We start from the raw sequence: 25960 nt of genomic DNA, 5'->3' as shown, positions 1-25960 counted from the left end.
AGAGGACGTGCGGTTATGGAGCAGTATGACAGCATGATTGTTGGCGGAGGTATTGCTGGACTCCAAGCGGCCATTCAATTAGGGAGATATGAGCATCGTGTGCTTGTTATAGACGCCGGCTATGGCCGGTCTACCTTATGTAAAAGCTATCATAACCTTTTGGGGTGGCCGGATGGTGTATCGGGTGAAGAGCTTCGCCGACTAGGGAAGCTTCAAGCTGAGAAGCTGGGTGTAACTTTCGCTAAAGATGAAGTCGTTCAAGCTGTAAACAAAGGTAAACCTGGGGATGGATTTGAGCTATGGGGGAAGTCGGGTAAGGGATATGAAGCCCCAACTTTACTTTTGGCTACAGGACTTCTGGACCGTATTCCCGAGCTGCCTAATCTGAAAAATTGTCTAGGGTTGACTGTTTATGTCTGTCCAGATTGTGATGGCTATGAGATTAAAAACAAACAGACCATTGTGATGGGTTCTGGTGATTCAGGAGCGGGAATGGCCTTGACGCTAAGTACGCGTACGGACAAGCTGACCTATGTGAATCATGAGCAGAAAACTGTGAAGAGCGAGCTATTAGCAAAGCTGAAGGAAAAGCGAATCACCTATGTCGCGGAAGATATTCATGAGGTGATAGCTGAAGCGAGTGGCTTATTTCGCGGTATTGTTTTGGCAAATGGGGAGCGAATCGCTGCGGATCGTGGATTTATCGCTTTCGGCGGGAATGAAGTGAAGTCGGATTTGGCCCGGCAACTAGGCGCGGAGCGAATGGAGAATCGCCACATTGTAACGGACCCTCGCAGTAAAATGACGAGTGTGCCGTTCGTCTGGGCAGCTGGGGACGTAGGTGTCCATGCTGAGCAAGTGACAATTGCCATGGGAGAAGGGGCTCAAGCGGCGATTTGGATGAACAAAGCACTGCTGATGTTGAAGGAAAAAGCGAACATACATCGCGTTGTAGTTCGCTCTTAAGGGTTTATAGTAGCTAGGATTGTAGACGTGTCGGACGTTTCCGCCCCTGGAAAAGCAGTTACAACATGGGCATACTCTGCTAACGCCTGCTCCCCAAGTGGAGTAATATGATATATGCCGCGGCTTTGGCGTACGAACCAACGGTAGTAGTTTTTCTGAAGCAGGGAGCTTACGGCTTTATTGCTTGTGAATTCGCGAAGCTGACGTGGACTGAGTGGTCCATGCTGACGCATTAGGTAGGCGCAATGAAGTGATTTCTCGCGGTAGGCGGTCATGAGCTTCTGCTGAGAGCTGCCTCCGACGTTGTAGTCCCCGCTGCGTTCATGAAATTCATTGACAACTTTCAAGGCAGCTCGCTTATTCGGGCGTAATAGATAGGGAGTAGGCTCGCAGACGAGATCAACTGCGGGCTGTTTGCGTTTGAAAAATTGAACGGTCAGGACGCCTAGACCGAGCATGCGGCATAAACGTCGAATCTCTTCCCATTGCAGTCGATGAGGCGCACGTCCTTTATTGGGAAGCTCGAAAGCGACATAGACCTGATCCGTCAGCCGCAAGCGATCGATACCTTGCACGAGGAGCGGAATATTAAAGCTTTTTTTCAATTCGACAATGATTGGCGTCTCATCACCGCGTATGGCAACTAAGTCGCAATGCTTAATCTCGGCGCGGACGGTGTATCCTCGCTGCTCGAAATATTGTTTAATCGGAGCGTAAAGCTCCGTTTCTGTTTGGATAGGCATGAGGTTAATGATCTCCTCTCTAGTTACAAGAATTGCAGCCAGAATGTGTTCCATTATAGCATAGCTTTTGCTAGAATAGGGAAGAATCACTTGTACGTACATGTTGGGACGGATCGGTAGAGCCAGTAGACAGAGGAGGATGCGTGGGATGAGTGAGATATTGGATGCCTGGTTGGGAAAGAGTCTGGATTGCGCTTGTGGGTTGCGGCACGAAGTGCCGATTCGGCGCATTGTTATTGAACGGGATGCGCTGACGCAGGTAGCCGGGTATGTGAAAGAAGCCGGCTATGGGGGAGTAACGCTTGTCGCGGACGGGAGGACGTATCAAGCGGCTGGGGAGAAGCTGCGCGAGCTGCTGGAAGCCGCGCAGGTGAAAGTGAGCCTCAGCGTGATTGGTGAGAACGCGATGGGGGAAGTAGCGGCCGATGAAGAAGCGATTGTCCAGGTGATGCTGGACACGCCTCTTTCATCGGAGGTGTTGGTTGCCGTGGGCGCGGGTACCGTCCACGATATTGTGCGCTTCGTGGCGCATCGCACGAAGCGGCCGTTCTTGTCTGTGCCGACGGCGCCGTCGGTGGACGGCTTCGCGTCAGTGGGCGCGCCGCTCATCGTCCGCGGCTTCAAGCAGACGATCCCGGCCTGCGCGCCGGAGGCCATCTTCGCCGACCTCGCAGTGCTGGCGAAGGCGCCGCAGGCGATGATCGCGGCCGGCCTGGGCGATATGCTCGGCAAGCACACGTCGCTGGCCGACTGGTCGCTTGGCCGTGTGCTCCTCGGCGAGCACTACTGCGAGCTGAGCGCTCGGTTGACGCTGGAAGCCGTGGAGCTTTGCACGGCTCATCTAGCCGAGATCGCGCAGCGCACCGATCTCGGCTTGCTCCGGCTCATGGAAGGCCTGATTCTATCAGGCCTTTCCATGCTCTTGGTCGGCCATTCGCGGCCGGCCTCCGGGGCTGAGCACCATCTCTCCCACTACTGGGAGATGGTGCTACTGCAGCAGCGCCGCCGGGCGCTGCTGCACGGCGCGAAGGTCGGCGTCGCGACCGTGCTCATGGCGCAGCGCTATGCGGCGCTGCAGGGGCTCACGGCCGACGAGGCCGATGCGCGCCTAGCGCAAGGCGATGTCCCTAGTGACCTTGCGGATGCGGATCGCATCCGGCAGGTCTATGGGGACATGGCCGAGCAGGTCATCGCCGAGAATTTCCCGGCGAATGGCACGGCTGTCGATGCGGAGGCGCTGAAGGCGCGCATCGCGGAGAAGTGGGGCGATGTGCAAGGCATCGCCCGAGCGGTCCCGCTGCCATCGCAGCTCATCGCATGGCTCGAGGCCGTGCAGGGACCGGTAACGCCGGAGCAGCTCGGTGTGGAGCTGGAGCTGGTGGAGGCGTCCCTGCAGGATGCGCTTTTCGTGCGCAACCGATTCACGATCCTACGTTTACAGCGTTTGCTGTAGACGCTTTATCTTTATATAAGGCTGTCCCTCAAGTAGATAGATCTACTTACTTGAGGAGGCAGCCTTTTTGCTCATCCGATTAGATTCTCAGGACGAAAATTGCAACTCCATTGGCTCCATTGGACTAAATCCAATCCAATGCTCTCTCAAGCTCTGAAAATCGTCATTCCATTGGATTTTATCCAACCAAATGGCTGATTCATCGTCCGGAGACAGACTTCTATTGGATTTACTCCAATGGAACGCACTCAGTTGTGGAGTTTAGCGTTGAAGCGGGCAAAACTTATGCACATTTTAGTAAATAATCATCTGCGATTCAGCAGGACGAGCAGCTTATTCGCGACTGCTAATCCATAACGTTAACAAAAATTGTAAAGCGAGAAATCCATTACAGTTAAAAAAATTTCGGGCAAGTTATCTTCCATGAGTGCATAGGATTGTAGTACACAATTCACCATCACGAGCTGACCTAGTTAAGAAAGGCAGCAGTGAAAGGAGGTACCCATGGACATATTCAAAAGAATTTCGGAGCATCGTACGGAGAAGGATTCATTGAGCTGGACCGGTACGTTCGCGGAGTACATAGAATTGCTTCGCAAAAATCCTGGACTCGCGAGAACAGCGCATTCAAGGGTCTATGATATGATTGCATCGCAAGGAATCAATGACCAAGTCGGGCACAAATCCTACAAATTCTTCAACAAAGAGATTTTCGGCTTGGACCGGGCCATTGAGAAGCTGGTGGAAGAATATTTCCATTCCGCTGCCCGTCGATTGGATGTTCGTAAGCGGATATTACTGCTGATGGGTCCTGTAAGCGGTGGTAAATCAACCATTGTGACCATGCTGAAAAGAGGGCTGGAGCAATTTGCTAGAACTGACTTAGGGGCTGTCTATGCGATTAAAGGGTGTCCGATGCACGAGGAACCGCTTCATCTTATCCCTATGGAGCTGCGTCCCGAGATCGAGCGAGAGCTGGGCGTAAAGATTGAAGGCAGCTTGTGTCCTTCCTGTCAAATGCGTTTAAAGACCGAGTACAACGGCTGTATTGAAGATGTTCATGTTGAGCGTGTGTTCGTTTCAGAAGAAGCGCGTGTAGGAATCGGTACGTTCAGTCCATCCGATCCGAAATCACAGGATATTGCCGATTTGACGGGAAGCATAGACTTCTCCACCATCACGGAGTTTGGTTCCGAATCCGATCCGCGTGCCTATCGGTTCGACGGGGAGCTGAATAAGGCAAACCGGGGGATCATGGAGTTTCAGGAAATGCTGAAATGCGATGAGAAATTCCTTTGGAACTTATTGTCTCTCACACAAGAGGGCAACTTTAAGGCAGGACGATTCGCTCTCATTAGCGCCGATGAGCTGATCATTGCGCATACGAATGAAACCGAGTATAAATCTTTTATTGCGAACAAGAAAAATGAGGCTTTGCAGTCGCGGATGATTGTGATGCCAATTCCGTATAACCTTCGGGTTTCGGATGAAGAAAAAATTTACTACAAGCTGATCGGACAGAGTGATATGTCTCACATTCATATTGCTCCGCACGCGCTCCGGGTTGCTGCGATTTTCTCCATTCTTACCCGTTTGAAAGAAACGAAGAAGCAAGGGATGGATTTAGTCAAGAAAATGCGCATGTATGATGGTGAAGTTGTGGAAGGTTATAAGGAAGCGGACCTCAAAGAAATGCAGAATGAATACCAAGAAGAAGGTATGAGCGGCATCGATCCGCGTTATGTCATTAACCGCATTTCAAGTGCATTGATTCGCCAAGATCTTCAGTGCATTAACGCGCTAGATGTCCTGCGGGCCCTGAAGGATGGTTTGGATCAGCATCCGTCGATTACGAAGGATGAGCGTGAACGGTTCCTCAATTTCATTTCCGTGGCGCGCAAGGAATACGATGATATTGCTAAGAAAGAAGTGCAGAAAGCGTTCGTTTACTCCTTCGAAGAGTCAGCCAAAACTATTTTCGATAACTATCTCGATAATATTGAAGCTTACTGTAATTGGGGGAAAATTAAGGATCCTCTAACCGGTGAGGAAATGGATCCAGATGAGCGGCTGATGCGCTCGATTGAAGAGCAAATCGGCATTTCTGAAAATGCGAAGAAAGCATTCCGAGAAGAAATTCTGATCCGCATTTCATCCTATTCCCGTAAAGGCCGGAAATTCGATTACAGCAGCCACGAACGGCTGCGTGAAGCGATTGAGAAGAAGCTTTTCGCTGATTTGAAAGATATCGTGAAAATAACGACTTCCACGAAGACACCGGATGAAAAGCAGTTGAAGAAAATTAATGATGTGACCAAACAATTGATTGATGAGCACGGATATTGCCCTGTATGTGCGAATGAGCTGCTGCGTTATGTAGGGAGCTTGCTGAACAGATAAAACTTCATAGTGGAGTGAAACGGACTTGAGGCGGTACCCCTCAGGTCCTTTTTTTTCATTAGATAAGACTTCCATGCCGCGTTGCGGCACCACTGATGAATGAAAATTTTTAATTTTCAGGGCAGAGAGTAAAGTATAAGTTTTATACTTTTGCTTCGCATCTACCTTGACAAACGCGCTCGTCCCTGAAGGACGAAGGAGTCGTTTATCCTTGTTTGTAAAGGGCACCGTCTACCGTCTATCACCGAATCTAGCAATCTCTCATATACTATAAGATCTTACGATAAGGGAGGTGCAAGAGATTATGATAGGCAACTCAATGAAAAAGACAGGTGCAGTTCTTTTACTTGTAGTGAGTTTTCTAGCTTTCGTGATGACTTGGGAGGTGGGGTTATTAACTCCTTTGGGGGGAATATGTATAGCGGGATTTAGCCTCGTCGGAGCCATCCTGATGTGGTTAGATGTCTATGAGTCTACGCAAGGTGCTGGCAAGAAAGATGCAAAACGAGCAAAAGCCGATCTCTGATCGACAAGAGGACAATTCCCCCCAGAAAAAATCCAAAGAACCCGGAAGATGGTCAGACGTCTTTGGATTCGGCAAGATGTTGGACAAACTACCGCTTCATAAGCTTTCAGCTCGTATGGCCTACTGTATGTTTTTTGATTTAGTACTGCTCTTGTTTGTTCTTGTTCTCCGTGCTTCGGGTACTCAGGTGAATGATTTTCCGAATGCATGGGATATTCGTTTTATAGTGATCACGACAATTGTTGTTTTTTTCGTTGGCCTTTGCGATATCTGGAAAGACCGGAAGTAATAAGATTGTTACAAAGCATATGAAAGTTAACGCTAATTTTTTGAAGAAGTGGTCACCAAATAGGCAATTGCACACATACAATATTGTAGGCAATTAACTATACAGGAATGTGAGTGATCTAGAAGATGACGAAACCAGAAGAGCAAGAATTTCGTCCACCAGTAGGTGGACCTCACGGCGGTGGACCTGGTCATGGCGGTCCTGGTCATGGCGGTCCCGGTCATGGCGGTCCTGGTCATATTGGCCCCAGTCATGTTGGGCCAGGATTCGGAGGTCCTGGTCATCATGGCTTCCCGGGGCATGGCGGGTTTCATCACTTTGGACATGGTGGAGTGAACAATCTGCTGCCGATCGTTGTAGCCCCTTATTTATATGCGACACAGCCTTACTATCCATATCCATATCCAACATGTCCATGTCCATATCCATACCAGGACTATCTATGTCAATGTCCATATCCATACCAGACTTATCCATATCCACCATATTCCCCGGGTTATCCAGGTATTTAGTCGATATAATTCCAACAGGATAAGGTTTAAGAACCGAGATGCTTTCTTATCCGAAGGTCTCTCGGTATTTTGTTAAAATTATAAGAAAGTATAAGTTTTCTGAGGCATGAGAGATCTCCTTTTGGCTAGGTCGTCAATATTAGTACTTGAAAACGTACAGATGAACTCTTCTTTTCAGCTACCGTCCCTTAGAATACTGTACATTTTCCAATGGGAGTGGATGTAGCCAATTCAGATTTATATTGTTACAAAGTGTGCGACAACATACAGCCAGTGCGCAAGCTGTAAAGATATTTTTCATCGTTACAGATACGAGGGGAAGTGGAATCGTGTCTGTAACGATATATTTCATCTTTACACACGAGAGGATGACGAATTGGTACCAATCCAAACGTGAGGTAACAAAGAGAAGTTCGCTCCATCGCAGCAAGTTAGAAAAAGTAGAAGGCAGCAAAAATAGAACAAAAAGGGAAGGATATGGGGTGGAAAAGCGATAGTGTCCGTATTTGAAATCGTGTGATAACCGCTAAAAAATTTAAAGAAACACGATTTCAAGAAACAGGTTGTAACCCCATATCCAATTCCCTCTCCATGCTCAAATGTATGGGTTTAGATAAGGACCTGGCCATCGCACCAGGGTTTTCGTGCGCCTATTCGATAGAAGTTTTCTCATTTATTACATGTTTTGGATGGTATGACCTAAAGTTATTTATCAAATTTTAATATTTAAGTAGGAAATTTGTAGGTTTCATGCTACAATTCTTTTGGATAGCGCTTACATAAATTACTCTTTCGTTTACTAATCCTCTTGATTTTCCCCATTGGCTTACATTCATCTAAAACATACGAATTCAGCTTTTTCAACAATTACCTGTACAACTTTAAGGGGGATGTGTATTGAGCGATCAACCCGTTCGGATATTACATCATATTAGTGATATGAATCGTGGAGAAGCGTCGAGCTTTATTATGAATGTGTATAGGCACATGGATCGATCAAAGATTCAATTTGATTTCGTTGTCCACACACATAATCCTTCTGACTATGATGAAGAAATACGAGCATTCGGTGGGAGGATATTCATCCTGCAGAAGCCTGGAGCGGGCTGGATGGGTTACATATATGAGTTAAAATCGACGATTCAGCATCACGGTCCCTTCCATGCTTTACATAGTCATACCTATGAGGCTAGTGCCTTAGCTTTGTTAACATCAAGGCTGTTTGGCATTGATATTCGTATTGCGCATTATCACAGCGTATGTGATTATACATACTCTCCCTCCACTACTAAGATATCTCGATGGCTAAAAAGGAACATGATAAGGCGATTTTCCACCAATTGGGTAAGCGGCTCGATCACGATAAGTCAGGCGTTATTCGGGTTTCAAGGGTCAAAAGATAAACGCGGCAGAATGGTACGTAATGGGATAGATGTCGGTCGATTTGCAAGTAGATTACAGAAACCCATGACGCTCCGCGAGCAATTGCATATTTCAATGGATGAGCCAATTATTGGTCATATTGGACGGTTTAGCGCAGCTAAGAATCATACATTTCTGATTGAGATTTTTGAAGAGCTGCTGTACCGGGTGCCGAATGCGAGGCTTATTTTGGTGGGGGATGGTGCATTGCGGCCTCAGATTCTAGCATTGATTGAACAAAAAGGGATCCAGAACCGCGTTCATCTTTTAGGACTGCGAGACGATATTTCTGAGCTCCTTCAGGAATTTGATGTCATGGTCATCCCTTCGTTCAAAGATGGTTTACCCACGGTTTTGATAGAAGCACAAGCTGCAGGAGTTCCCTGTGTGGTATCCGATGCATTGCCGGAAGAAGCGAATCTGAGAGCAGGTTTTTTCACATTCGTGTGTTTGAAACAAGACGTTGCTGTATGGGTGCAGTGGTTAATGAAGGCTTTGCGCAGCGATCCTGTCCCTGTTGATGAGCGAATCCGAGCGATTCGACAAGCCGGCTATGATATTAAAGAGGTGGCTCTGACATTAGAAGATGTCTATGCTTTCCAATAGAAAATAGTGAGAACCCTTATGTTCAGATGATATGATGAGGAGGGTTCTTTTTTCTTTAAAGTGGATGGTGTGTTTGTCTTCCTATCCGGCAGTAAACCAGGCGCAGATTTCCTTCAGGATCAGGTTCCGCTGGACGCGGATGGTTTTATGATTATGGATAGCTCGATGCAATCACCTGTTGCAGGTGTATTCGGGGCTGGAGAGGTCCTTGCCTGTGACGGTCATTGGCGAAGACAAAATTTTTGGTCTTAACGTTACTAAACTCAAAAAAGCTTTGGCCGAAATCGCAAGCTAATATCATACCATATAAAGAGATGTCCAACCGAAATTACAGCTTTTAGTGACAATTACGAAGTTCCCGCTCGTCAGTGATTTCTCCAAAGAAACAGCACGCGCATATGGCGTGTTAGACGATGAAAGCGGCGCTGCGCATCGCGGATTGTTCATCATCGATCCGGAAGGCGTGCTGCGCTATCAAGTGGTTACGGATATGAATGTTGGGCGCTCTGTAGACGAGACACTGCGTTTGCTTCAAGCGCTTCAGGCTGGCGGACTTTGTCCTGCGAATTGGAAGCCAGGCGATAAAACACTTTAAGCCACAAATATAAAACAAGCCTCAATCGACTCTCACTCGATTGGGGCTTTTGTGTGTATTCAAAGATTGTTTTGAAGTATAATAGAAGAACTATATAGGTGAAGACAGAGAGGTTAGATGCATGATGCAGTCCATATCGGACAAACTGTTTATGGGTTCTTTGATTTTACTCATGATTTCCATTGTGGTTAGCGGAATTGGATTTCAATTCGTTAATTGGCGCGCACAAGTGACAGATGAGTTAGATGGGGAGACGCAAGAAAGCGGCTCTCGAAAGAAAGCTGTGCTGGATCGGCAAGATAAGAGTTTGGGACGTGTACTTCGTTCCTACTTATTTTGGATCGCGATAGCAGGCATTCTCATATCCATTGGACTTTCTTGGTTTAGCTCTAAATAAAAATATAGGCGTATAGCCCTCGAAATGAGAGTTATACGCCCTTTTTGTATCCTAATTTAACTGAAATCAGAATCTATACAACAATTTCTTCTACACAGGAGCTGCAGACCAGTTTGCCTTTGAAATAGGTCATATCCTCGAAATTACCGCAGAATACACAGGCTGGCATATACTTCTTAAGTGTAATGCGTTCCGGATCGACGTAAACCTCGATCGCGTCACCGATATCGATATGAAGTGTTCGCCGCAGCTCAATCGGTAAAACAATCCGGCCCAACTCGTCTACTTTTCTCACTATTCCTGTCGATTTCATCTGAAAGCCTCCCTATTTGATCCTTTCGAGCTCGATCATGTATGTTGTATGTTAAATTCCACATATGAACTTGAATTCCTTTTATTTACTTAAAAATATTTCGTGGGTATGTCTGATAAATGCATGAACGTGGTCTAATTAGGCAGTAGCATTTCTTGTGTTATTCAGTGCTGAGGGACTGTCCCAAACTAACATGGCCTGACGGCCGCCGCCATTCATTTTCGTGTAAAAAGTCATTTTGGGATGTTTTGCCATTATACAATGGTAACCGGAATTTGCTGAAGGAACGTCGATGCTCTATTTGGACGAAAAACACCTGAATTCATGAGGAAGAGGAACAACGATGCGTTATTTCGCGGTTTTTTGTCTCTGGATCCTTCATATTGATCAAATAGAGCACTCACGTTCCCCTAAATTGATTTTTACCGCAGATTTCCCGAAATAACGAATCGACGTTCCCTTTCGATGCTTGGCAGCCACTCTTTAAGGCGATTCGACGTTCCGCTAACGAGAGGTGACTTTTTCCTTGCAATCGACAGAAAACAAAAAAATGAGATAGCAAGGGTAGCCTCGCCGCCTCATTTTTATTTGCCCCTGAGTGATAATAGGGATCTAGTTTTCGCTCTCCTGTTGTTGTTCTTTAGAAATCTGCTTTTTAAGCGCAACATTCTTAACAACCAGTTGTTTGGATAATTCAACTTGTAAAAGGTTGATTTTATTAATCTCATCTTTTAATTTACTGAGTCGAGACATCTTGCTGCTTAAATCGCTGGGTGAAGAACTTATTTTAATATCCCTTTGTAATTGATTTATTTTTGAAAGTGCTTTTTCCTTTTTTTTCTGTTCGTCGATACTTCTTTGTTGAGTTTCAGTAATTTCTTTTTTTAAACGATTTATGATAGATAGAGTGAAACTTATAGCCATTCAAACACCTCTTAGCAGTTTAGTGTAGCTTAGACACCATTTTACACTAAATACATGGTCCGTGCCAAAAGGGGATGAGAAAACCTTTATCGAGGTCATTCAATGATGAGCGACCGCGTTTAATAAGGAGATACTTTGGTCTCCGACCAAAGATCCCTATATATGGTTTTATCGCCAATAAGAAAGCGGTTTTCGGAGACCGAAAACTTATACTTTCTGTGGAAAAAAGAGGGGGGGTGAAGCGGGGCAGCAACGCTAAATCACACTTGGAAGGAACTACTCAATCAGCTTTACATCAACTATGACTTCCAGATCTTGCTGACCAGCACCGCGATAGACGCCTTTGACCGGAACGATATCATTGTAGTCGCGGCCGTGGCCGAGCTTAATATAGCGCCAATTGACCTCACAGTTGTTCGTAGGATCGTAGCCGAACCAACCCGTTCCCGGAATCAGGCACTCCACCCATGCATGGGAGGCTTGGGTAAATTCCGTGCTGCCTCCTTGAAGATCGCCAACAAAATGATAACCGCTAACGTACCTAGCAGGAATCCCTTTATCTCGGCAAATGGCGATCATGAAATGAGAGTAGTCCTGACAAACCCCCCGCTTAAATTGAAGCATTTCTCCAACGGTGGTCTGCACGGAAGTGGCTGAGGGATCATAGGTGAAGTCGCGATGAATCGTTGTGTAGATCGTACGCAGTAGCTCGTATAAACTTACATTTTGATCGAAAATGGCATCTGAGTAAGCCTTGAGTTCAGGGGTCAATCCTGTATAACTAGTAGGCAGCAAGTACTCCGCATGCTGATTTTGGAAGTCATCGCTAAGTCTCATTGCTTTCTCCTCTAAGGGAGAGGCGACGCTTGACGGGATGTTATCGTTGTCGTTCGTGACGACAGTGGATACCATTTTAATCGTTAGCTCGCGATGAAGTTTATTGACGGTAAAAGCATGTACGCGATTATGAAAAAAATCCGAGTACGTAAAGAAAGCTGAAGCAGGCTCCGTGGTGATAGAGTGTTCATAACAGGCTTGCCGAGTGTCAGTGAGAGGCGTTAAACGAACTTCATTGACACTGTCCTGCGCTGTACCGTTGTAGGAATAACGTGTGATATGCGTAATCTCCAGCTTCTTCATGCGATGACCTCTTCCCGGGAGGGAAAAAAGACTTTGGACATCCTTAGCCCCATCACGTTACAGGATTCCCGAAGTGCACTTAACGTCATTTCCAATTTGCCGGATAAAATATCCTCTTCGTCCATGCAAGCAAGATTAGCCTTTACTTTCCCCGCTAGCTTAGCAAGCCTGTATACAGCGAGGTTTAAATCGGGGTCCTCCAATTGAATGCCCTGCAAGGAACGCTCCAAGGATTGGAAAGAGAAGTTAACCGAGCGTGGAAATGATTCGTGAAGCATCAGAAATTTGATAATGCTGCTTAGATTTACTGTGTCTGCATGTTCCCTGCGATACGATTCATAACCGCTAACCGACTTCAATACGGACAGCATAAGCGGGTAAGAAGAGAGGTCTTCCCTAGCGTAATCATGACATAAGGATTGGAGCAAGCGCAGCAAGTTCTCTGCTCGCTCCAAATATCTTCCGGCTTCCACGAAATGCCATTCATTTTGACGCGGCATGATGGATGTGGCCGCCCCTTGAAACATCGACAAGGTGTCGCGAATGAAACGATAGAACAAATGTGGTGAATCGTTTGTGATATCTCGCACTTCTTTTTCTTTTAGCCACAGATACAAGCCATTCATAATATCCCACAGCTCAGCCGGCATTTTCTCGCGGATATTTCGAAGATTGGAGCGAGCATGGTTGGTGCAAGCGAGCAATGAATTCGAATTATTTTTATCGAGTGTAATATACTGGAGGACATGCTGCTCGGTGAAGCTCCCGTACTGCTCAGTAAATGCGGCACGATCACCAATCGTATCAATTAATCGGCTCCACGATTGCTCGCTGCTAGTCTCCTTCTCCTCGCGAATATGATAATACACGTCGATTAGCCTTGCGTGATTCTCTGTTCTTTCCGTATACCTGCCGATCCAGAATAATGCTTCCGCTGTACGTCCCATCATCACCATATCGCTGGCCTCCAATCTATATTTGTTACTCTACGAATTAGTGACCCAAGTGTCCTTGCATCCCCCGCCCTGTGAGGAGTTCACCACAAGTGAACCTTCTTTCAGCGCTACCCGAGTGAGTCCGCCAGGTATAACCTGAATGCTCTCGCCAGCGATGACGAAGGCCCGGAGATCGATATGCCGCGCTGCCATTTGACCGTCCATCATGACAGGAGCTCTGGAAAGCTGGATCGTTGGTTGAGCGATATAGCGATCAGGATTCGCTATAATTTTAAGCCGAAAGTCAGCCAACTCACTCTCTGAGGCCGAAGGCCCGATGAGCATACCGTAGCCGCCAGAGAGCGATGTTTCCTTAACAACCATTTCATCTAGATGCTGAAGTACATGATCACATTCTTCCGGTCTAGAAAGGATATAAGTAGGCACATTATTCAAAATAGGTTCTTCGTTCAAATAGTATCGAATCATGTCTGGAACATAGGCATAAATGGCTTTATCATCAGCCACGCCTGTTCCGGGGGCATTCACGATGTTAATATTACCCGCACGATAGGCATTCATGATCCCGGCGACACCTAACATCGAGTTCGGATCAAAAGCGAGCGGATCCAAGAAATCGTCGTCGATTCTTCGGTATAAGACATCGATTTGGCGGAGTCCCTTGATCCCGCGAATATATACTTTATGATCAATGACGACGAGATCGTGTCCTTCTACAAGCTGTATGCCCATTTGCTGGGAAAGGAACGTATGTTCGAAGTAAGCCGAATTGTAACAGCCTGGGGTCAGTAAGCCAATGACAGGATCGGATTTACCCGAAGGGCTTAGCCTGCGCAGTGCGGATAGAAATACATTTAAGCTATGCTCAATATCTTGGATCGAATGGTTGAAAACGAGCTCAGGGAATAAGTGCGTCATAATGGAACGGCTTTTGTACAAGTAGGAGAAGCCTGAAGGTGATCGCAGATTATCCTCCAGAACGAAATATTCGCCATGCTCATCACGTATTAAATCGATACCTGATACGGTTACGTACACATCATTCGGAATGGATAAACGCATCATTTCAGGTCGGAAATAACAGTTGGAAAGCACCATTTTCCTAGGGATAATGCCTTCCTTTAAGATGCACTGGTCATGATAAATATCCTTAAGAAATAGATTAAGCGCCTTAACGCGCTGTTGAAGCCCTCGTTCTAGCTTGAGCCATTCATCCCGTGGAATAATTCGTGGGATCGGATCGAAGGGGATGGTTCGTTCCAATGCTTCCGCTTGATCAGGACTGTAGAGTGTAAACGTAATTCCTTCTTCCATCATGCGTTTCATGGTGGCCGTCTGGCGCTTGCTCAAATTCCCCGCCTTCATGGACATGAACTGAAGGAAAATATTTTGATAATGTGATCTTACCGAATATGAGTTCACAAACATCTCATCAAAAAAAGGACGGGGATCATAGGGGGTGGTGACCAGATTCTCAGGTTTGGACATCGCAGCTCCTGGTTTCTAAGCTATGCTTTCGGAAGCTACGTTAGGTTAAGGGCCCGAAGCAGAAACCAGGCCTCCTTTCTGATCTAAGTTCTCATATTGTGTTAGATAATATAACACGTACTGATGAAAAAGCATTGTTTTTTATTACATTGTAAATTTTTCAGAAAATTATGTCAATATATATGACACATAAATTAACTGACAAGAAATGCGTGAATAGATCAAGTAGTTAAAAATTTCAAGAATTTTCTGTTTTTATCTTGCTTTACGTTGGAATCAGCTATAAAATGTCGAATAAGCAGATGTTATATAAAGTCACATATGAATTGTGAATATAGGGGGATGGGGTATGTTTGATTGGCTGGGATTTCGAAAAGGTCTGCCTTTGTGGTGGTCGTATCGTTTGAATCGTCACCTCAAGGAAGATGTGGAACATATCTTCGAAGGGATTGCGCATACGAGAAATGAAATTTTACGAAGTTGGGCAGAGGCCTATTGGTCCAATTTGGATCGACTGCTCGAGCAACTCTCTGATTCTGAATCTGGACCAACGACACAAGATGACTCGATGGTTGGGCGGCTGCTGGCAGCTTCGTTAAAGAGCGGGACTGATTTATCGGAGATCTTCATAGTGAATGAGAAGGCAGCGGTAATATACTCCACGTTCCCAACTCATGTTGGGAAATCTTATGATTCAGGAAGTGAACTTACAAAAGGGCTAGAGGAAGCGCGTAAAGGCAAGAAATGCTTATTCGGACCTTATTCCGATCCTCTTACATTAAAGCTAGGTCCAAGCACTTCGCCGTTTCACGATGCTATGACACTTGCTTTTATTGCTCCTATCATGGTGAACGGAATATGGAAAGGGGCTATTTGCGGGCGTGTCCCTAACGATGTGCTCGGCGATCTGATCCAGCGTGAGTCAGGACATGTGTATCCGGACTCCGGAGATAATTATTTATTTATGGCGAAGCCTGTGTTAAATAAACAGATTGCCCCAGGCACAGCGTTATCTCGCAGTCGTTTTGAGGATCTTACCTTTACCCATGGTGACAATTTAAAAGAAGGTGTACGCACAGATTACGGCATTGTCGGTGTAAAGGAGCATACGGAGCTTGAGCTCATTTTCACGGATCCGGCAACGGGACAGCTTCATCCGGGGGTCGCGGGAACGATTGCAAAGGGACATAACCTATTCGTGGAGTTTCCAGGTTATTCCGATTATCGGCATATTTCTGTCATTGGCAAAGGTGTTACCTTCCAACTTCCACATTGCCCAGATGTTTGGGGGATGATGTGTGAGGGCGATCTAGAAGAGGTATACCGGATTCGCAGTATCGACTGGAAATTGCTCAAGCTGCAGCTGCGGTTCATTGTAGGTTATATATTACTATCGGCAGGGGGCTTTTGGCTGCTAAATGGACATGTTTCTAGTAGATGGGGATCCGTAATTATGGCAGCTGTAAGTCTTGTATATGGAGGAATAGGCGCAAGCATTATAAGGCAAAAAGGCAGCAGGCCGATCGTAAGGCAGCTCGCGCAAATGAATAAGTTCATCCGCATTAACGCAGAGGGCAGCGGAGATTTGACACAACGTCTGCAAGTGCAGGAGTTCGCTGGCGATGAGACGCGGGAATTGGCGAAGTGGATTAATAATATGATCGATTCCCTTGAGGGGATTATGCTGCAGGTGAAACAAGCAGCGGCTGAAGTTCAGCTAAGCCAGGAACGAATGAATGAATCAACGGGTTCAACGGAACAGTCGACTGGACGCATGAGCACCAAGATCCATGATATGATTCGTTCGCTGCGTGATCAGCTCAAGGACATCGATGTTGCGAAGGATGTGACGCAGAATATGAGCGGGAAACTGCGCGAATTGGAAGAGAAGGCTTCGGGTCAAATTGCTGTGGCGCAGGATGAAGTGGACCGTATTGGCGAAAAGATGAATCATATTTCGGCGAAAGTAGCGGAAACGAATCGTACCATTCAAACTTTTCTACAAACGACGCAAGAAATTCCGAAGCTGCTCAAGGTCATCGAAGAGATTTCTGCTCAAACCAATCTGCTTTCCCTGAATGCTTCCATTGAAGCCGCGAGGGTAGGTGAACACGGGAAGGGCTTCGCAGTTGTGGCCGGAGAGATTCGCAAGTTGGCTGATATGACTAAAAAGTCGACAATGGAAATCAATTATACCATTGAGCATATTGAACGACACGCGAATGAAGCCTTCATCTCGATGGAAGAAGGCACCAAGGTTGTTCTGGAGGGGACGCAAATTGTCGCGGCAGCATCTGAGATTCTAAGCGGTGCGAACGCGCACGACACCATGAAGACACAAGTGGTGGATGAAGTGGTGGCGCTGATGGAGAAGGTAGCGGCGGTAAGCATGGAGAATCGCCAAATCTCGGCGGAGGTTGAGCGTACCGTGCAGGATCTCCTGCAGGATATGCTCCACGTACGCCAAACGACGGGAGATGTAGGCGCGATTACGGAGTCGCTGCTCCTGCTTGTCAATCAGTTTCATTTAACGGAGAGCCGCATTCGGTAATGGTTTGATTCTAAGACAATTCCTTCGCATGTTAGCTAACCCATCCCGCATACAATGATAATGCGGAATGGGTTAGCTTTTATTATGCTTGTGAAGCAGGTTTTCTAAAGAAAACTCGAAGGAGGATGCCTAATGAATGACCGTTTGAGCATTCGAACGAATGGGGAGTACATGATGGATCCCGACTATTTTCCAATGCTCGTAGAGCGTCTGAAAGTGGAGCATGTGCAGATGCGTGAGCAGCTCTCCGGGATCCGAACAATGGCTGCTTCCTTGTACTCCCTTGAGGATTGCTCAATAGGAATGTGCAAGCTGATTGAACTCCAAGATCTGATTCTCTCCCTTGTTGAAGAGCTGGAACAGCATTCGGAATGGGAAGAAAAAGAATTATTTCCTCTCCTGCAATCTTATTTACATCCAACAACAGCGTTGTCTGTCTCTCGTTCCATGACTGTTTTAGAGCAGGATCATGACTTGGCGAAAAGAGTGGTGCAAGCGTTCGTAGATGGTGTGAATGCGATGAAAGTGCCGATAGATGAGGAGTTTTTACATTTGATGGCATCGGAACTGATGACAGCTTGCTTAATTCTGCTCAAACATTTCACCTTAGAAGAGGAGCTTGTGTATCCGCTCACCGATCGCATCGTGGAACAATTAGCCTAAGTACATAAAAAGGGTCTTCTAAGTCATTTGACTTGTAGAGGACCTTTTTTTGACCACATAACGCGGGGGGGGGGCGCTAGGCTCTTATTTCTCTGAGTAGCTAGTTTTTTCACCATTTCAACGACAAATAAGAGCCCTTACAGGCTCTTATTCCGCTCCATAAGCCACTTTCTTCGCAAATAGAAGCTCCCAAAGGCTCTTATTTCTCTGAGTAGCTAGCTTTTCGCCACTTCAACGACAAATAAGAGCCCTTAAAGGCTCTTATTCCGCTCCATTAGCCACTTTCTTCGCAAATAGAAGCTCCCAAAGGCTCTTATTTCTCTGAGTAGCTAGCTTTTTCACCACTTCAACGACAAATAAGAGCCTCAAAAGGCTCTTATTCCGCTCCATTAGCCACTTTCTTCGCAAATAGAAGCTCCCAAAGGCTCTTATCTGTCTCAGATTCCGTAATGCTTAAGCCTCAAGCGTGCTCATCGTTTTCTCTTCGCACTCCTTAGAACAGAAGCTATTATGCTTCTCTTCGCAGGCTTCACAGCAGATATGCTTCAAGTGGCAAGCATCATTCGAACAGTTGATGTAGCGGTCTTCTGCTGTTCCACAGTGGTAGCATTTGCCTACGACGATATCTTCGTCTGTACGATTGATTGGCACTGAGATCCGCTCGTCGAAGACGTAGCATTTGCCATCGAATAAGCGGCCTTGAACATCTTCGTCTTTCCCGTAGCTCACAATACCGCCATCCAGCTGGTAAACCTCTTTGAAGCCTTCCTGTAAAAGGAAACCTGACAGCTTCTCACAACGGATACCGCCGGTACAATAGGTGAGAATGGGTTTGTCCTTGTATTCCTGGAGATTATTGCGAATCCATTCCGGAAATTCCTTCGTCGTTTCAACCTCTGGACGAATAGCGCCTCGGAAATGTCCGATATCGTACTCGTAGTGGTTGCGTCCATCAAGGACGATGACATCTTCGTGCTGGAGCTTCTCGTAGAATTCCTTTGGCTTCAGATGTGTACCGGTTAGTTCGTTCGGATTCACGTCTTCTTCAAGCCGGAAGGTGACGAGTTCCTTTTTAGGACGAACAAATAATTTTTTGAAAGCATGCTGTTCACTTTCATCTATCTTGTAGATCATGTCTTTGAACAGTGGCATTTGACGCATCATCGCCATATAAGCATCGGTTTGTTCGATCGTTCCAGAAAGCGTTCCGTTAATGCCTTCCGGAGCGATAAGGATACGGCCTTTAATTCCGAGCTTTTTGCAATAAGCCAAATGTTCCTGAGCCAAAGCTTCGTGATCGATGACGGCAACGAATTTATAATACAACAAAATGCGATATGGAGCGCCTTCTACTGTCATGATTAACTTAACCACCTATACGTATATATTGCATGCTAATACAAAGATAGCATAAGCATATAGTGACATAAACCAGCGTATTTTTCAATCTAACAGCAATTTTTGGATGGAATGAAAAACTTCCTCCAGAGCAATGGCAACCGATTGAAGTTGGTTCTGGATCATGCTGGCATTTGATTCGTCGGGGTGAGCGTTATGTTCTAACATTTCTTCTAGGGCAGTTGCCGCTGCGAATACCCGATTGGCAGACAGGTTGCTAGAAGAGCCGCGCAGTGCATGCAGCTGACTTATAGCTTCGGCATAGTCCCCTTCCTGAATCGCAAGGGTTAATTGCGAAATAATAGGAGTGGATTGCCTATAAAATGTTCGAAGCATTTCGTGATAGATCTCTGTTTTTCCGCCAAGCCGTCCAAGTGCTTCTTCGATATCAAGCACAGGAACAGCCATCCGATTCTTCTCACTAAGAACAGCATCGACGGCTGCGAATAATCGGCTAGGAATGATAGGCTTGGAGATCACTTCGTTCATGCCAGCGCGAATGCAATCTAAACGCTTCTCCAAAGTAGAATCAGCAGTTAAAGCAATAATAGGGATGTGCATCCATTTTGGCTCAAGACGAATTCGTTTGGTAGTCTCAATACCGTCTAGAACGGGCATATGGATATCCATTAAAATCAAGTCATAATCGTAATTCTCTAAGTCATCTAATGCTTCGAAGCCGTTGGAAGCCAATTGAACGTCACAATTCAATCTGCTTTCCAGCAGCGACCGTGCGACCGTTTGGTTAATCTCATTATCTTCGACTAGCAGAATACGATGAAATTGGATCATTCTTTCTTCTGTTTGTACGAAATCAGTCGTAGATATAAGTTCCTTCGCTGCCTGTGTGCCTGTTAGTGTTTGCAGCGTCTGGTACAGCACGATCCGTGAGATAGGTTTGACCAAAATGGCATGTGGAGCCCATGCTGCAGGCAACTGCTCCAAGGCATCCCTGCCCGATAAAGTGGTGTAAATAATCGTTAGAATGTTCATTCGATTGCAGGCTTCAAGCATGCCCAGCCATACTTCCTCTCCGTACATATCATCAGCTTCCATATCAAGCAGGATCACATCTACGGGAATAACTTCAATGGCATTCCTTGCTTCTTTCCAAGAATAAACACCTGCTGCTTCTGTGCACATGGATTGAAGGGTATGGACAAGCACTTGGTTCAGATCAGGGTGATCTTCCACAATTAATGCGCGCAGCGGGAGGATTGCTTGAGACTTCATAGGTTGTAAGGACAACGAGAAAGGCAAGCTAATCTGAAATTCACTGCCAAGCTCTGGTTGGCTTGACACCTCAATGGTGCCGCCCATATTCTCAATGATGTTCTTGGAGATAACAAGACCGAGACCCGTACCTCCGAATTTCCGATTCGTTACTTCATCTGCCTGAACAAACGGCTGGAACAGCTTGGACAGCTGCTCTTCATTCATCCCGATGCCTGTATCGCTAACGGTAAAGCCAATTCGTACCTCTTCCTCTCGGAGCTGTTCCACGTAAACACGCAATGTGACTGTTCCTTGCTCCGTGAATTTTATCGCATTGCTAGTTAGATTCAGCAGTACTTGATACATCCGCAGTGAATCTCCAATGAGTCCAAGCGGTACATTATCGTGGATATCACAAATAAAATCAACCGGCTTATGGCCAAGCAGCACGCTAAGGGTTTCACAGACACGGTCAATGGTCTCATCCAGCTGGAACGCACGATGTTCAATTGCTAGCTTGTCCACTTCAAGTTTCGAGAAGTCCAGAATGTCATTAATAATATTGGAAAGGGACACCGAGGATCTCGCTATTTTACTTATATAATCCCGCTGAAGCGGTGACATGATCGTTCGCTCCATCAAGTAGGATAGACCGACGATTCCATTAAGTGGTGTCCGAATTTCATGACTCATGCGAGCCAGGAAAATCCCTTTAGCCAGATTAGCTTCATCCGCTTCTTGCTTTGCTCGAATGAGCTCCTCTTTGGAATGCATTTGGTCCGTAATATCGCGCGTAATGGCAGAGAAATAACACCCACCTTTGCCTTCATGGCAATGGGGCACGATAATAACGGAAATGAAGATTTGTCGCTGTTCCTTCGTTATGACCTCAGCTTCAAATTCCCAGAATCCTTCCCGAATGGCTGTGTTCAAGCCCTCTTCAAAATTGATGTCATTCTGAATATCTACGTACTCACTGAAATGTTTGCCGACGGACTGCTGTTTATCTAATCCAACTGCGCTCTTGCCAGCTTGATTCATATAAAAAATATAGCCTCTCTCATCAAATGAGAGAATGGAATCACGTGCGCTTTCTACAATCGTTAACAGCCTCTCCCTAGACTCATTGCTCTCCTTAATATCACTAATGTCTCGAGCGATGAATACGAATCCTTTCAGTTCGCCATTTGGATGTGTAATACTGCTGACACTAACCTGAACGAAGAAACGAGTGCCATCTTTGTGATACCAAGTCCATTCAGAATCCTCTTTGAGGTGACGTAATGTTCGGATCACAAGGGCCGTACAATCAGCTGGAACATACTCCCCTAGCTCTGACGAGTATTGCGCGGCTCTTTCAATCAGTTGTTCTTGATCCAACCACAGAAGGGGCGTTGCTATTTTATGAACTTCTGCTAAAGAATAACCGAGAAGCTGTACCGCTCTACTATTGAGATGATTAACGGTAAAGGAAGGATCTGTCACGATCATGGCATATTGATTGTGGTGTATAAAGGCTTCGAAAGGCTCGAATAGTTCACGTAAGTTTTCGATCATTCCATTCACAGAATGGGCAAGAGCACCGAGCTCATCCTTGCTTTTGACAACAAGCGGTTTGATGTAGAAATTACCTGCAGCGACTGTTTCTGTGACATGAAGAATCTGCTTGATGCGTTTAATAATCAGTGTATTAGCAGTCAAGTAAATGAGGAAAAAAATGACTACTGCCGTCATCAGAATTAATCCGATTGTCGACCAAAGCAAGGGGCTTGTGGGAGCTTCGAAAGCTGAAAGAGGCATGGAGTAAGAGAGGTACCAATCTAATTGAGGTACACGCGCATAAAACCACCGAGCTTTTTGGCCGCCGTAATAAGATTCATCCAGAAATCCTTCATTCGACTGCAGCGCTTTTTGAAAGGCTGGCATAAGTGAAGGGTATTCTCTGAAAATGTTAAGATTCAAAATTTGAGGTGTATCGGTATGATACAGAATGAGTCCCTCTTGGTTCACGACAAGTATTTCGCCCTTCTCCAAAGGGGTATGAAGATGCTCGAAAAAGGTTTGTTCCGCATCAAGAGAGATGTTAATGATACTCGTCACTTCGTTTTTCTCATTGAAGACAGGCGCGGTAATGGAAATGATGTATGTACCGGTTATTTTACCGATTTCAGGATCTGAGATGAAAGTTTTCCCTTTTAGAGCCTCTTGGAATCTTCGTTCCCCTCCTGCATAAAGTGTTTGTCCGGTGGTGAGAGTCATAAAGCCACCCAGATCTATAATTCCCATGGAATGATAGCGTTTAGCGCCTGTTTTTAATTCTTGGGTCAAAAATTGGAGCCGCTCGTCAAGTGTCCCATGCTTCATTATATCTACCCGGCTTAATAGCTCTACTTCTGCTAAACGGATGGATAAGAAATCGTATAAATTTTGTGCGGAATTGGAAACGGAAGTTATCGATTGCTCCTTCAATTGTTGAATCAGTTTATCTCTCGAGAGTCGATAATTTGTAATCCCTACGACAGTTAGGGAAATGCAAGTGATAAGAACAAGCAAGGAGACAAGTTTAAAACGTAAAGACGATGACATGAGTAACCTCCGTGAAAATTATAAACTGTTAGCAAATCTATGATTGCAGCAGATGAATTGAGTATACATCAAGTTGGATCATTCATTCATTATTTGGGGGGAATTGATTTGCATCAAGTTGTGAGTTCATTCCGAATTTCATAAAAATATTATTGACGTTCAGACTTTCTGGAACGTTGGCGCGTCTATTTATCGTGAAGGTTAATCAACCGAAAGATTACTCACGATAACGAATGAGGAGTGAACATGAAATGAAAAAAAATCCGTTTAACATGTTGAAACTTGGTGTAATTGGATGTGCATTGCTGGTGGGAGTGAGTGGTGCCGTATTACCATTAACAGGGATGGCATCAGCGGAAACAGTTACCGTAGTTCCAATTCTTTCACCCGTTGCATCGGAGTCAGCTTCTCCAGTTCAAGTGAAAGAAGTCGAGCTTACCTCAAAAATGCAGGATCTAAAAACCAATATCAAAGTGCCGCAGCTCTCGGGCATGTTGGATACGAAGTATCAAGAGCAAACGAATAACATCATTTTATCCCTCGCGAATAAAGATTTGGCGAATTGGGAGAAAGAGGCTGCTGAAGCAGCTGCTGATGCAAAAACGCATGGTTTCACATATCGCCCCTACGAGCTGATGATTAATTACGCGTTGAAATCGGATGGTTCGAGCAATCCGACTGGTGTTGTCTCACTTGAAGTCACAACGTATGCAGCTACAGGTGGTACAGGAATGCCGCGCGTTGATACGTACAATGTGCTAAATCGTGAACAAGGACAGCATGTTACTTTGCAGGATCTGCTTGGTGATAACTTCAAGGAGAATGTAAATACGGGCATTCAGGCCAAAATCAATGAAAAGCCTGAGAATTATTTCAAAGATGATTTTAAAGGCATCAGCGAAGAGCAAGGCTTTTATGTAGAAAAAGGCGAAGCGGTTATTGTGTTCCCGAAATATTCGATTGCGCCGGGCGCCATGGGCACTCCGGAATTCCGTTTCAGCTTGCCTGAGAAATTGATTGTTACACCTAAACCTGTTGTCCCTACGCCTGTTGAGAAAATAAAGCTGGATTTAGTTGCAAACGACAGCCTAACCAATGCCGAAGGCGTGAATCTGGTGCCTTTACGCAAAGTAGCGGAAGGACTTGGCTATGAAGTGACATGGAATCAAGAGACTTATGCTGCTGAAATGAAAAAGGGTGCTGGTTGGACGAGTGTTTTCGTAGGTAAAGACAGCTACTTCTATGCAAAAATGGCTCCGGTTACGCTAGGGACAGCTCCAGTTATTCTGAATGACACGCTATATGTACCTTTGAAATTCGTAACGGACATCCTGCGTGCAGATGTGAAAACGGGCGATGCAGGCGCCATTCATATCGAACAATAAGAAATTCAGTGTTGAGGAAGCACCATAAATGAATCGAAAGTCTCCATTTAGCCAAATAAGCCTCTTGCTGCCTAATTATTTGGGTGCTGGAGGCTTTTCTATTCACCAAACTGAAAGCGTTTGCATATACTGTTACATCTCGTCATTTAGGAGGTGGCAGCAAGCTATGTATTGGAAAAACTTATTGTCCGCTTGTATGGGTCTTTGGTTTCTAGCGAGTCCCTGGGTGTTCGGCTTTGAGGCTCATACGAATGCTTTTTACACCTGCACACTGCTAGGCAGCTTGCAATTCGTAGGATCTCTGATGGCTCTCGGGAAAACCGGTAAAAAAGTTTGGCAAAATTGGCTTTGTTTTATTTTAGGTGCTGTGTTTATTGTCGTTCCCAACGTGTATCATTTGGATTTAATGGCCTTTTTTTCATTTGTCGTGTTGGGCTTTATGACCATACTGGTCAATTACGCGAATCTATATGCTGATCATCAATGAAGCAGTAGATTGTAGAAACGTGAGATTGCCTTGAGGTTGGTTTATACTAGTCATAAAGTGATAGGTAGGAATGGGAGGATATATACCGGCATGTTAAGTTCTTTAGAATTAATAAAAAGGTATCGGGCAGAGGATGCAAATGCCGCAGACCAACCTAAATGGTTAACCTATATCGTTTCGGCGGAGGAACGCATCGTTAACTTCGAGCGGATTCAGTCGATCCAGGAGCTGGCACAGGCGAACCCTGTGCTTGATTATGTTGAGCGGACATTGCATATTTTGGACGAGCTATTATTATCATTTTGGAAGAAAGATTTACTAGAAGAGGTGTTGATTTGGTCTGAAGCAGCGAAGGGTGGGACTTCAAGAGACCGTTTCATGTGGCAAGAAGCAGGCATTCATCTTTCCGTCCACAACATAGGTTCCGCAGTTATATAAGCTAGATAATGGAGATACAAGCGATAAGGCTACTGTCATACATACGTTAATCTACACACATGGGCTAATTGGCCAAACGATACGTGGCGAAGTTCCGCTTAAAGAACATGCACCGATAATTCATTTAATGAAGTACCAAACGGCTGCTGTGGATGAAGTCATCATGCCAGTGAATGATGCGATGGAATTCCTTTATGCCTATACGTGGGGTGAGGAAGCTTATGTCCATGAAGTACAGGAGCAATTCGGTTACTTTACCCCAAGCGAGTTTACTGCGTTCATCCTGGATACATTAGGTAATGAGGCCAAAATTGTAGAAAGCAAACACTTCCTGCAGGAAGTGTATACGGAGGCGCTTAAGGATAAAGTAAGGATCATGGATCAAGATGGAAACGTGGTTCCACTGCCGGATAGCACGTGTTTGATTGTGATAGAGAAGTAAGCAGCAGAGCGACCTTTGAATTCCTATTGCAAAAGAAATTTAATTATGTCACAATGAAAATATCA

The 25960-nt window shown here is 45.6% G+C and carries 22 protein-coding genes and 2 pseudogenes; 16 read left to right on the top strand and 8 right to left on the bottom strand.

Annotated features, from left to right (window positions below; translation table 11 throughout):
* Positions 1-15 precede the first annotated feature (15 nt).
* Positions 16-966, top strand: coding sequence for an NAD(P)/FAD-dependent oxidoreductase (locus ASG93_RS20405; RefSeq protein ID WP_056834671.1), 951 nt, complete (start codon positions 16-18; stop codon positions 964-966).
* Here the strand turns inward: ASG93_RS20405 and ASG93_RS20400 are convergent.
* Positions 963-1709, bottom strand: coding sequence for a DUF2161 domain-containing phosphodiesterase (locus ASG93_RS20400; RefSeq protein WP_056834669.1), 747 nt, complete (start codon positions 1707-1709; stop codon positions 963-965). The two genes, ASG93_RS20405 and ASG93_RS20400, sit on opposite strands and share 4 nt — an antisense overlap.
* A gap of 148 nt (positions 1710-1857) precedes the next feature.
* Between ASG93_RS20400 and ASG93_RS20395 the strand changes: the two genes are divergently transcribed.
* The 9 genes and pseudogenes from ASG93_RS20395 (at position 1858) to ASG93_RS20355 (ending at position 9909) form a co-directional block, all read left to right on the top strand.
* Positions 1858-3162 carry a sn-glycerol-1-phosphate dehydrogenase gene (locus tag ASG93_RS20395; RefSeq protein WP_235550918.1) on the top strand — a complete coding sequence of 435 codons (1305 nt, stop codon included), beginning with the start codon at positions 1858-1860 and terminating at the stop codon, positions 3160-3162.
* A 504-nt stretch (positions 3163-3666) separates the two neighbouring features.
* Positions 3667-5562 (top strand): PrkA family serine protein kinase, encoded by a 1896-nt coding sequence (locus ASG93_RS20390; protein ID WP_047677213.1) that lies wholly within the window; start codon positions 3667-3669, stop codon positions 5560-5562.
* A gap of 304 nt (positions 5563-5866) precedes the next feature.
* Entirely contained in the window at positions 5867-6088 is a 222-nt protein-coding gene (locus ASG93_RS35760) for a hypothetical protein (RefSeq protein WP_056834666.1), read from the top strand.
* Positions 6060-6377, top strand: coding sequence for a hypothetical protein (locus ASG93_RS20380; RefSeq protein WP_056834663.1), 318 nt, complete (start codon positions 6060-6062; stop codon positions 6375-6377). Before ASG93_RS35760 ends, ASG93_RS20380 begins: the two co-directional genes overlap by 29 nt.
* A gap of 125 nt (positions 6378-6502) precedes the next feature.
* Complete coding sequence (locus ASG93_RS35940; protein ID WP_082614995.1) at positions 6503-6889, top strand: hypothetical protein; 387 nt, start codon at positions 6503-6505, stop codon at positions 6887-6889.
* A gap of 897 nt (positions 6890-7786) precedes the next feature.
* Entirely contained in the window at positions 7787-8917 is a 1131-nt protein-coding gene (locus ASG93_RS20370; RefSeq protein WP_056834660.1) for a glycosyltransferase, read from the top strand.
* Between the two features lie 69 nt (positions 8918-8986).
* Positions 8987-9169 (top strand): hypothetical protein, encoded by a 183-nt coding sequence (locus ASG93_RS20365; protein ID WP_235550917.1) that lies wholly within the window; start codon positions 8987-8989, stop codon positions 9167-9169.
* A 103-nt stretch (positions 9170-9272) separates the two neighbouring features.
* Positions 9273-9512 (top strand): annotated as a pseudogene (locus ASG93_RS20360) (redoxin domain-containing protein); the annotation flags it as partial.
* Between the two features lie 121 nt (positions 9513-9633).
* Complete coding sequence (locus ASG93_RS20355) at positions 9634-9909, top strand: hypothetical protein (protein WP_056834657.1); 276 nt, start codon at positions 9634-9636, stop codon at positions 9907-9909.
* 73 nt (positions 9910-9982) lie between these two features.
* Here ASG93_RS20355 and ASG93_RS20350 read toward each other — a convergent pair whose 3' ends face one another.
* The 5 genes from ASG93_RS20350 to ASG93_RS20330 all read right to left on the bottom strand — a co-directional run bounded on the left by ASG93_RS20350 (position 9983) and on the right by ASG93_RS20330 (position 14730).
* Positions 9983-10222 (bottom strand): AbrB/MazE/SpoVT family DNA-binding domain-containing protein, encoded by a 240-nt coding sequence (locus ASG93_RS20350; protein ID WP_056834654.1) that lies wholly within the window; start codon positions 10220-10222, stop codon positions 9983-9985.
* A gap of 612 nt (positions 10223-10834) precedes the next feature.
* Positions 10835-11146, bottom strand: a complete 312-nt coding sequence (locus tag ASG93_RS20345) for a hypothetical protein (protein WP_056834651.1) — start codon at positions 11144-11146, stop codon at positions 10835-10837.
* 276 nt (positions 11147-11422) lie between these two features.
* A complete protein-coding gene (locus tag ASG93_RS20340) occupies positions 11423-12286 on the bottom strand; it encodes a transglutaminase family protein (protein WP_056834649.1) in 864 nt (287 codons plus the stop codon).
* Positions 12283-13242, bottom strand: a complete 960-nt coding sequence (locus ASG93_RS20335) for an alpha-E domain-containing protein (protein WP_056834647.1) — start codon at positions 13240-13242, stop codon at positions 12283-12285. Before ASG93_RS20335 ends, ASG93_RS20340 begins: the two co-directional genes overlap by 4 nt.
* Positions 13243-13272: 30 nt before the next feature.
* Entirely contained in the window at positions 13273-14730 is a 1458-nt protein-coding gene (locus ASG93_RS20330) for a circularly permuted type 2 ATP-grasp protein (protein ID WP_056834645.1), read from the bottom strand.
* Positions 14731-15079: 349 nt separating this feature from the next.
* Here ASG93_RS20330 and ASG93_RS20325 point away from each other — a divergent pair, with 349 nt between their 5' ends.
* Together ASG93_RS20325 and ASG93_RS20320 are read left to right on the top strand one after the other, a co-directional pair.
* On the top strand, positions 15080-17281 hold the full coding sequence (locus tag ASG93_RS20325; protein WP_056834643.1) for a methyl-accepting chemotaxis protein: 2202 nt from the start codon (positions 15080-15082) through the stop codon (positions 17279-17281).
* 132 nt (positions 17282-17413) lie between these two features.
* Positions 17414-17944: a hemerythrin domain-containing protein gene (locus ASG93_RS20320; RefSeq protein ID WP_056834641.1), complete on the top strand. Its 531-nt coding sequence runs from the start codon at positions 17414-17416 to the stop codon at positions 17942-17944.
* A gap of 453 nt (positions 17945-18397) precedes the next feature.
* Here the strand turns inward: ASG93_RS20320 and ASG93_RS20315 are convergent, their stop codons facing one another.
* Complete coding sequence (locus tag ASG93_RS20315; protein WP_056834639.1) at positions 18398-19303, bottom strand: rhodanese-related sulfurtransferase; 906 nt, start codon at positions 19301-19303, stop codon at positions 18398-18400.
* Between the two features lie 84 nt (positions 19304-19387).
* Positions 19388-23143: a response regulator gene (locus tag ASG93_RS20310; protein ID WP_056834637.1), complete on the bottom strand. Its 3756-nt coding sequence runs from the start codon at positions 23141-23143 to the stop codon at positions 19388-19390.
* Positions 23144-23394: 251 nt separating this feature from the next.
* On the opposite strand from ASG93_RS20310, the gene ASG93_RS20305 reads away from it, so the two are divergent.
* From ASG93_RS20305 to ASG93_RS20290, 4 genes and pseudogenes are all read left to right on the top strand, one after another.
* Positions 23395-24528 carry a stalk domain-containing protein gene (locus ASG93_RS20305; protein WP_056834635.1) on the top strand — a complete coding sequence of 378 codons (1134 nt, stop codon included), beginning with the start codon at positions 23395-23397 and terminating at the stop codon, positions 24526-24528.
* A gap of 166 nt (positions 24529-24694) precedes the next feature.
* Complete coding sequence (locus tag ASG93_RS20300) at positions 24695-25015, top strand: SPW repeat domain-containing protein (RefSeq protein WP_056834633.1); 321 nt, start codon at positions 24695-24697, stop codon at positions 25013-25015.
* A 90-nt stretch (positions 25016-25105) separates the two neighbouring features.
* Positions 25106-25453 (top strand): hypothetical protein, encoded by a 348-nt coding sequence (locus tag ASG93_RS20295; RefSeq protein ID WP_056834631.1) that lies wholly within the window; start codon positions 25106-25108, stop codon positions 25451-25453.
* A 154-nt stretch (positions 25454-25607) separates the two neighbouring features.
* Positions 25608-25895, top strand: a pseudogene (locus tag ASG93_RS20290) (SAM-dependent methyltransferase); the annotation flags it as partial.
* Positions 25896-25960: the final 65 nt, after the last annotated feature.

Source organism: Paenibacillus sp. Soil787 (genome assembly GCF_001429545.1).
Lineage (GTDB): Bacteria > Bacillota > Bacilli > Paenibacillales > NBRC-103111 > Paenibacillus_E.
Note: the sequence above shows the minus strand (reverse complement) of the source record. Positions and strands in the feature narration are given on the sequence as shown.

Coding starts and splice junctions, on each gene's coding strand:
- ASG93_RS20405 (WP_056834671.1), top strand. CDS start 16: ATGGAGCAGTATGACAGCATGATTGTTGGCGGAGGTATTGCTGGACTC.
- ASG93_RS20400 (WP_056834669.1), bottom strand. CDS start 1,709: ATGCCTATCCAAACAGAAACGGAGCTTTACGCTCCGATTAAACAATAT.
- ASG93_RS20395 (WP_235550918.1), top strand. CDS start 1,858: ATGAGTGAGATATTGGATGCCTGGTTGGGAAAGAGTCTGGATTGCGCT.
- ASG93_RS20390 (WP_047677213.1), top strand. CDS start 3,667: ATGGACATATTCAAAAGAATTTCGGAGCATCGTACGGAGAAGGATTCA.
- ASG93_RS35760 (WP_056834666.1), top strand. CDS start 5,867: ATGATAGGCAACTCAATGAAAAAGACAGGTGCAGTTCTTTTACTTGTA.
- ASG93_RS20380 (WP_056834663.1), top strand. CDS start 6,060: ATGCAAAACGAGCAAAAGCCGATCTCTGATCGACAAGAGGACAATTCC.
- ASG93_RS35940 (WP_082614995.1), top strand. CDS start 6,503: ATGACGAAACCAGAAGAGCAAGAATTTCGTCCACCAGTAGGTGGACCT.
- ASG93_RS20355 (WP_056834657.1), top strand. CDS start 9,634: ATGATGCAGTCCATATCGGACAAACTGTTTATGGGTTCTTTGATTTTA.
- ASG93_RS20350 (WP_056834654.1), bottom strand. CDS start 10,222: ATGAAATCGACAGGAATAGTGAGAAAAGTAGACGAGTTGGGCCGGATT.
- ASG93_RS20345 (WP_056834651.1), bottom strand. CDS start 11,146: ATGGCTATAAGTTTCACTCTATCTATCATAAATCGTTTAAAAAAAGAA.
- ASG93_RS20340 (WP_056834649.1), bottom strand. CDS start 12,286: ATGAAGAAGCTGGAGATTACGCATATCACACGTTATTCCTACAACGGT.
- ASG93_RS20335 (WP_056834647.1), bottom strand. CDS start 13,242: ATGGTGATGATGGGACGTACAGCGGAAGCATTATTCTGGATCGGCAGG.
- ASG93_RS20330 (WP_056834645.1), bottom strand. CDS start 14,730: ATGTCCAAACCTGAGAATCTGGTCACCACCCCCTATGATCCCCGTCCT.
- ASG93_RS20325 (WP_056834643.1), top strand. CDS start 15,080: ATGTTTGATTGGCTGGGATTTCGAAAAGGTCTGCCTTTGTGGTGGTCG.
- ASG93_RS20320 (WP_056834641.1), top strand. CDS start 17,414: ATGAATGACCGTTTGAGCATTCGAACGAATGGGGAGTACATGATGGAT.
- ASG93_RS20315 (WP_056834639.1), bottom strand. CDS start 19,303: ATGACAGTAGAAGGCGCTCCATATCGCATTTTGTTGTATTATAAATTC.
- ASG93_RS20310 (WP_056834637.1), bottom strand. CDS start 23,143: ATGTCATCGTCTTTACGTTTTAAACTTGTCTCCTTGCTTGTTCTTATC.
- ASG93_RS20305 (WP_056834635.1), top strand. CDS start 23,395: ATGAAAAAAAATCCGTTTAACATGTTGAAACTTGGTGTAATTGGATGT.
- ASG93_RS20300 (WP_056834633.1), top strand. CDS start 24,695: ATGTATTGGAAAAACTTATTGTCCGCTTGTATGGGTCTTTGGTTTCTA.
- ASG93_RS20295 (WP_056834631.1), top strand. CDS start 25,106: ATGTTAAGTTCTTTAGAATTAATAAAAAGGTATCGGGCAGAGGATGCA.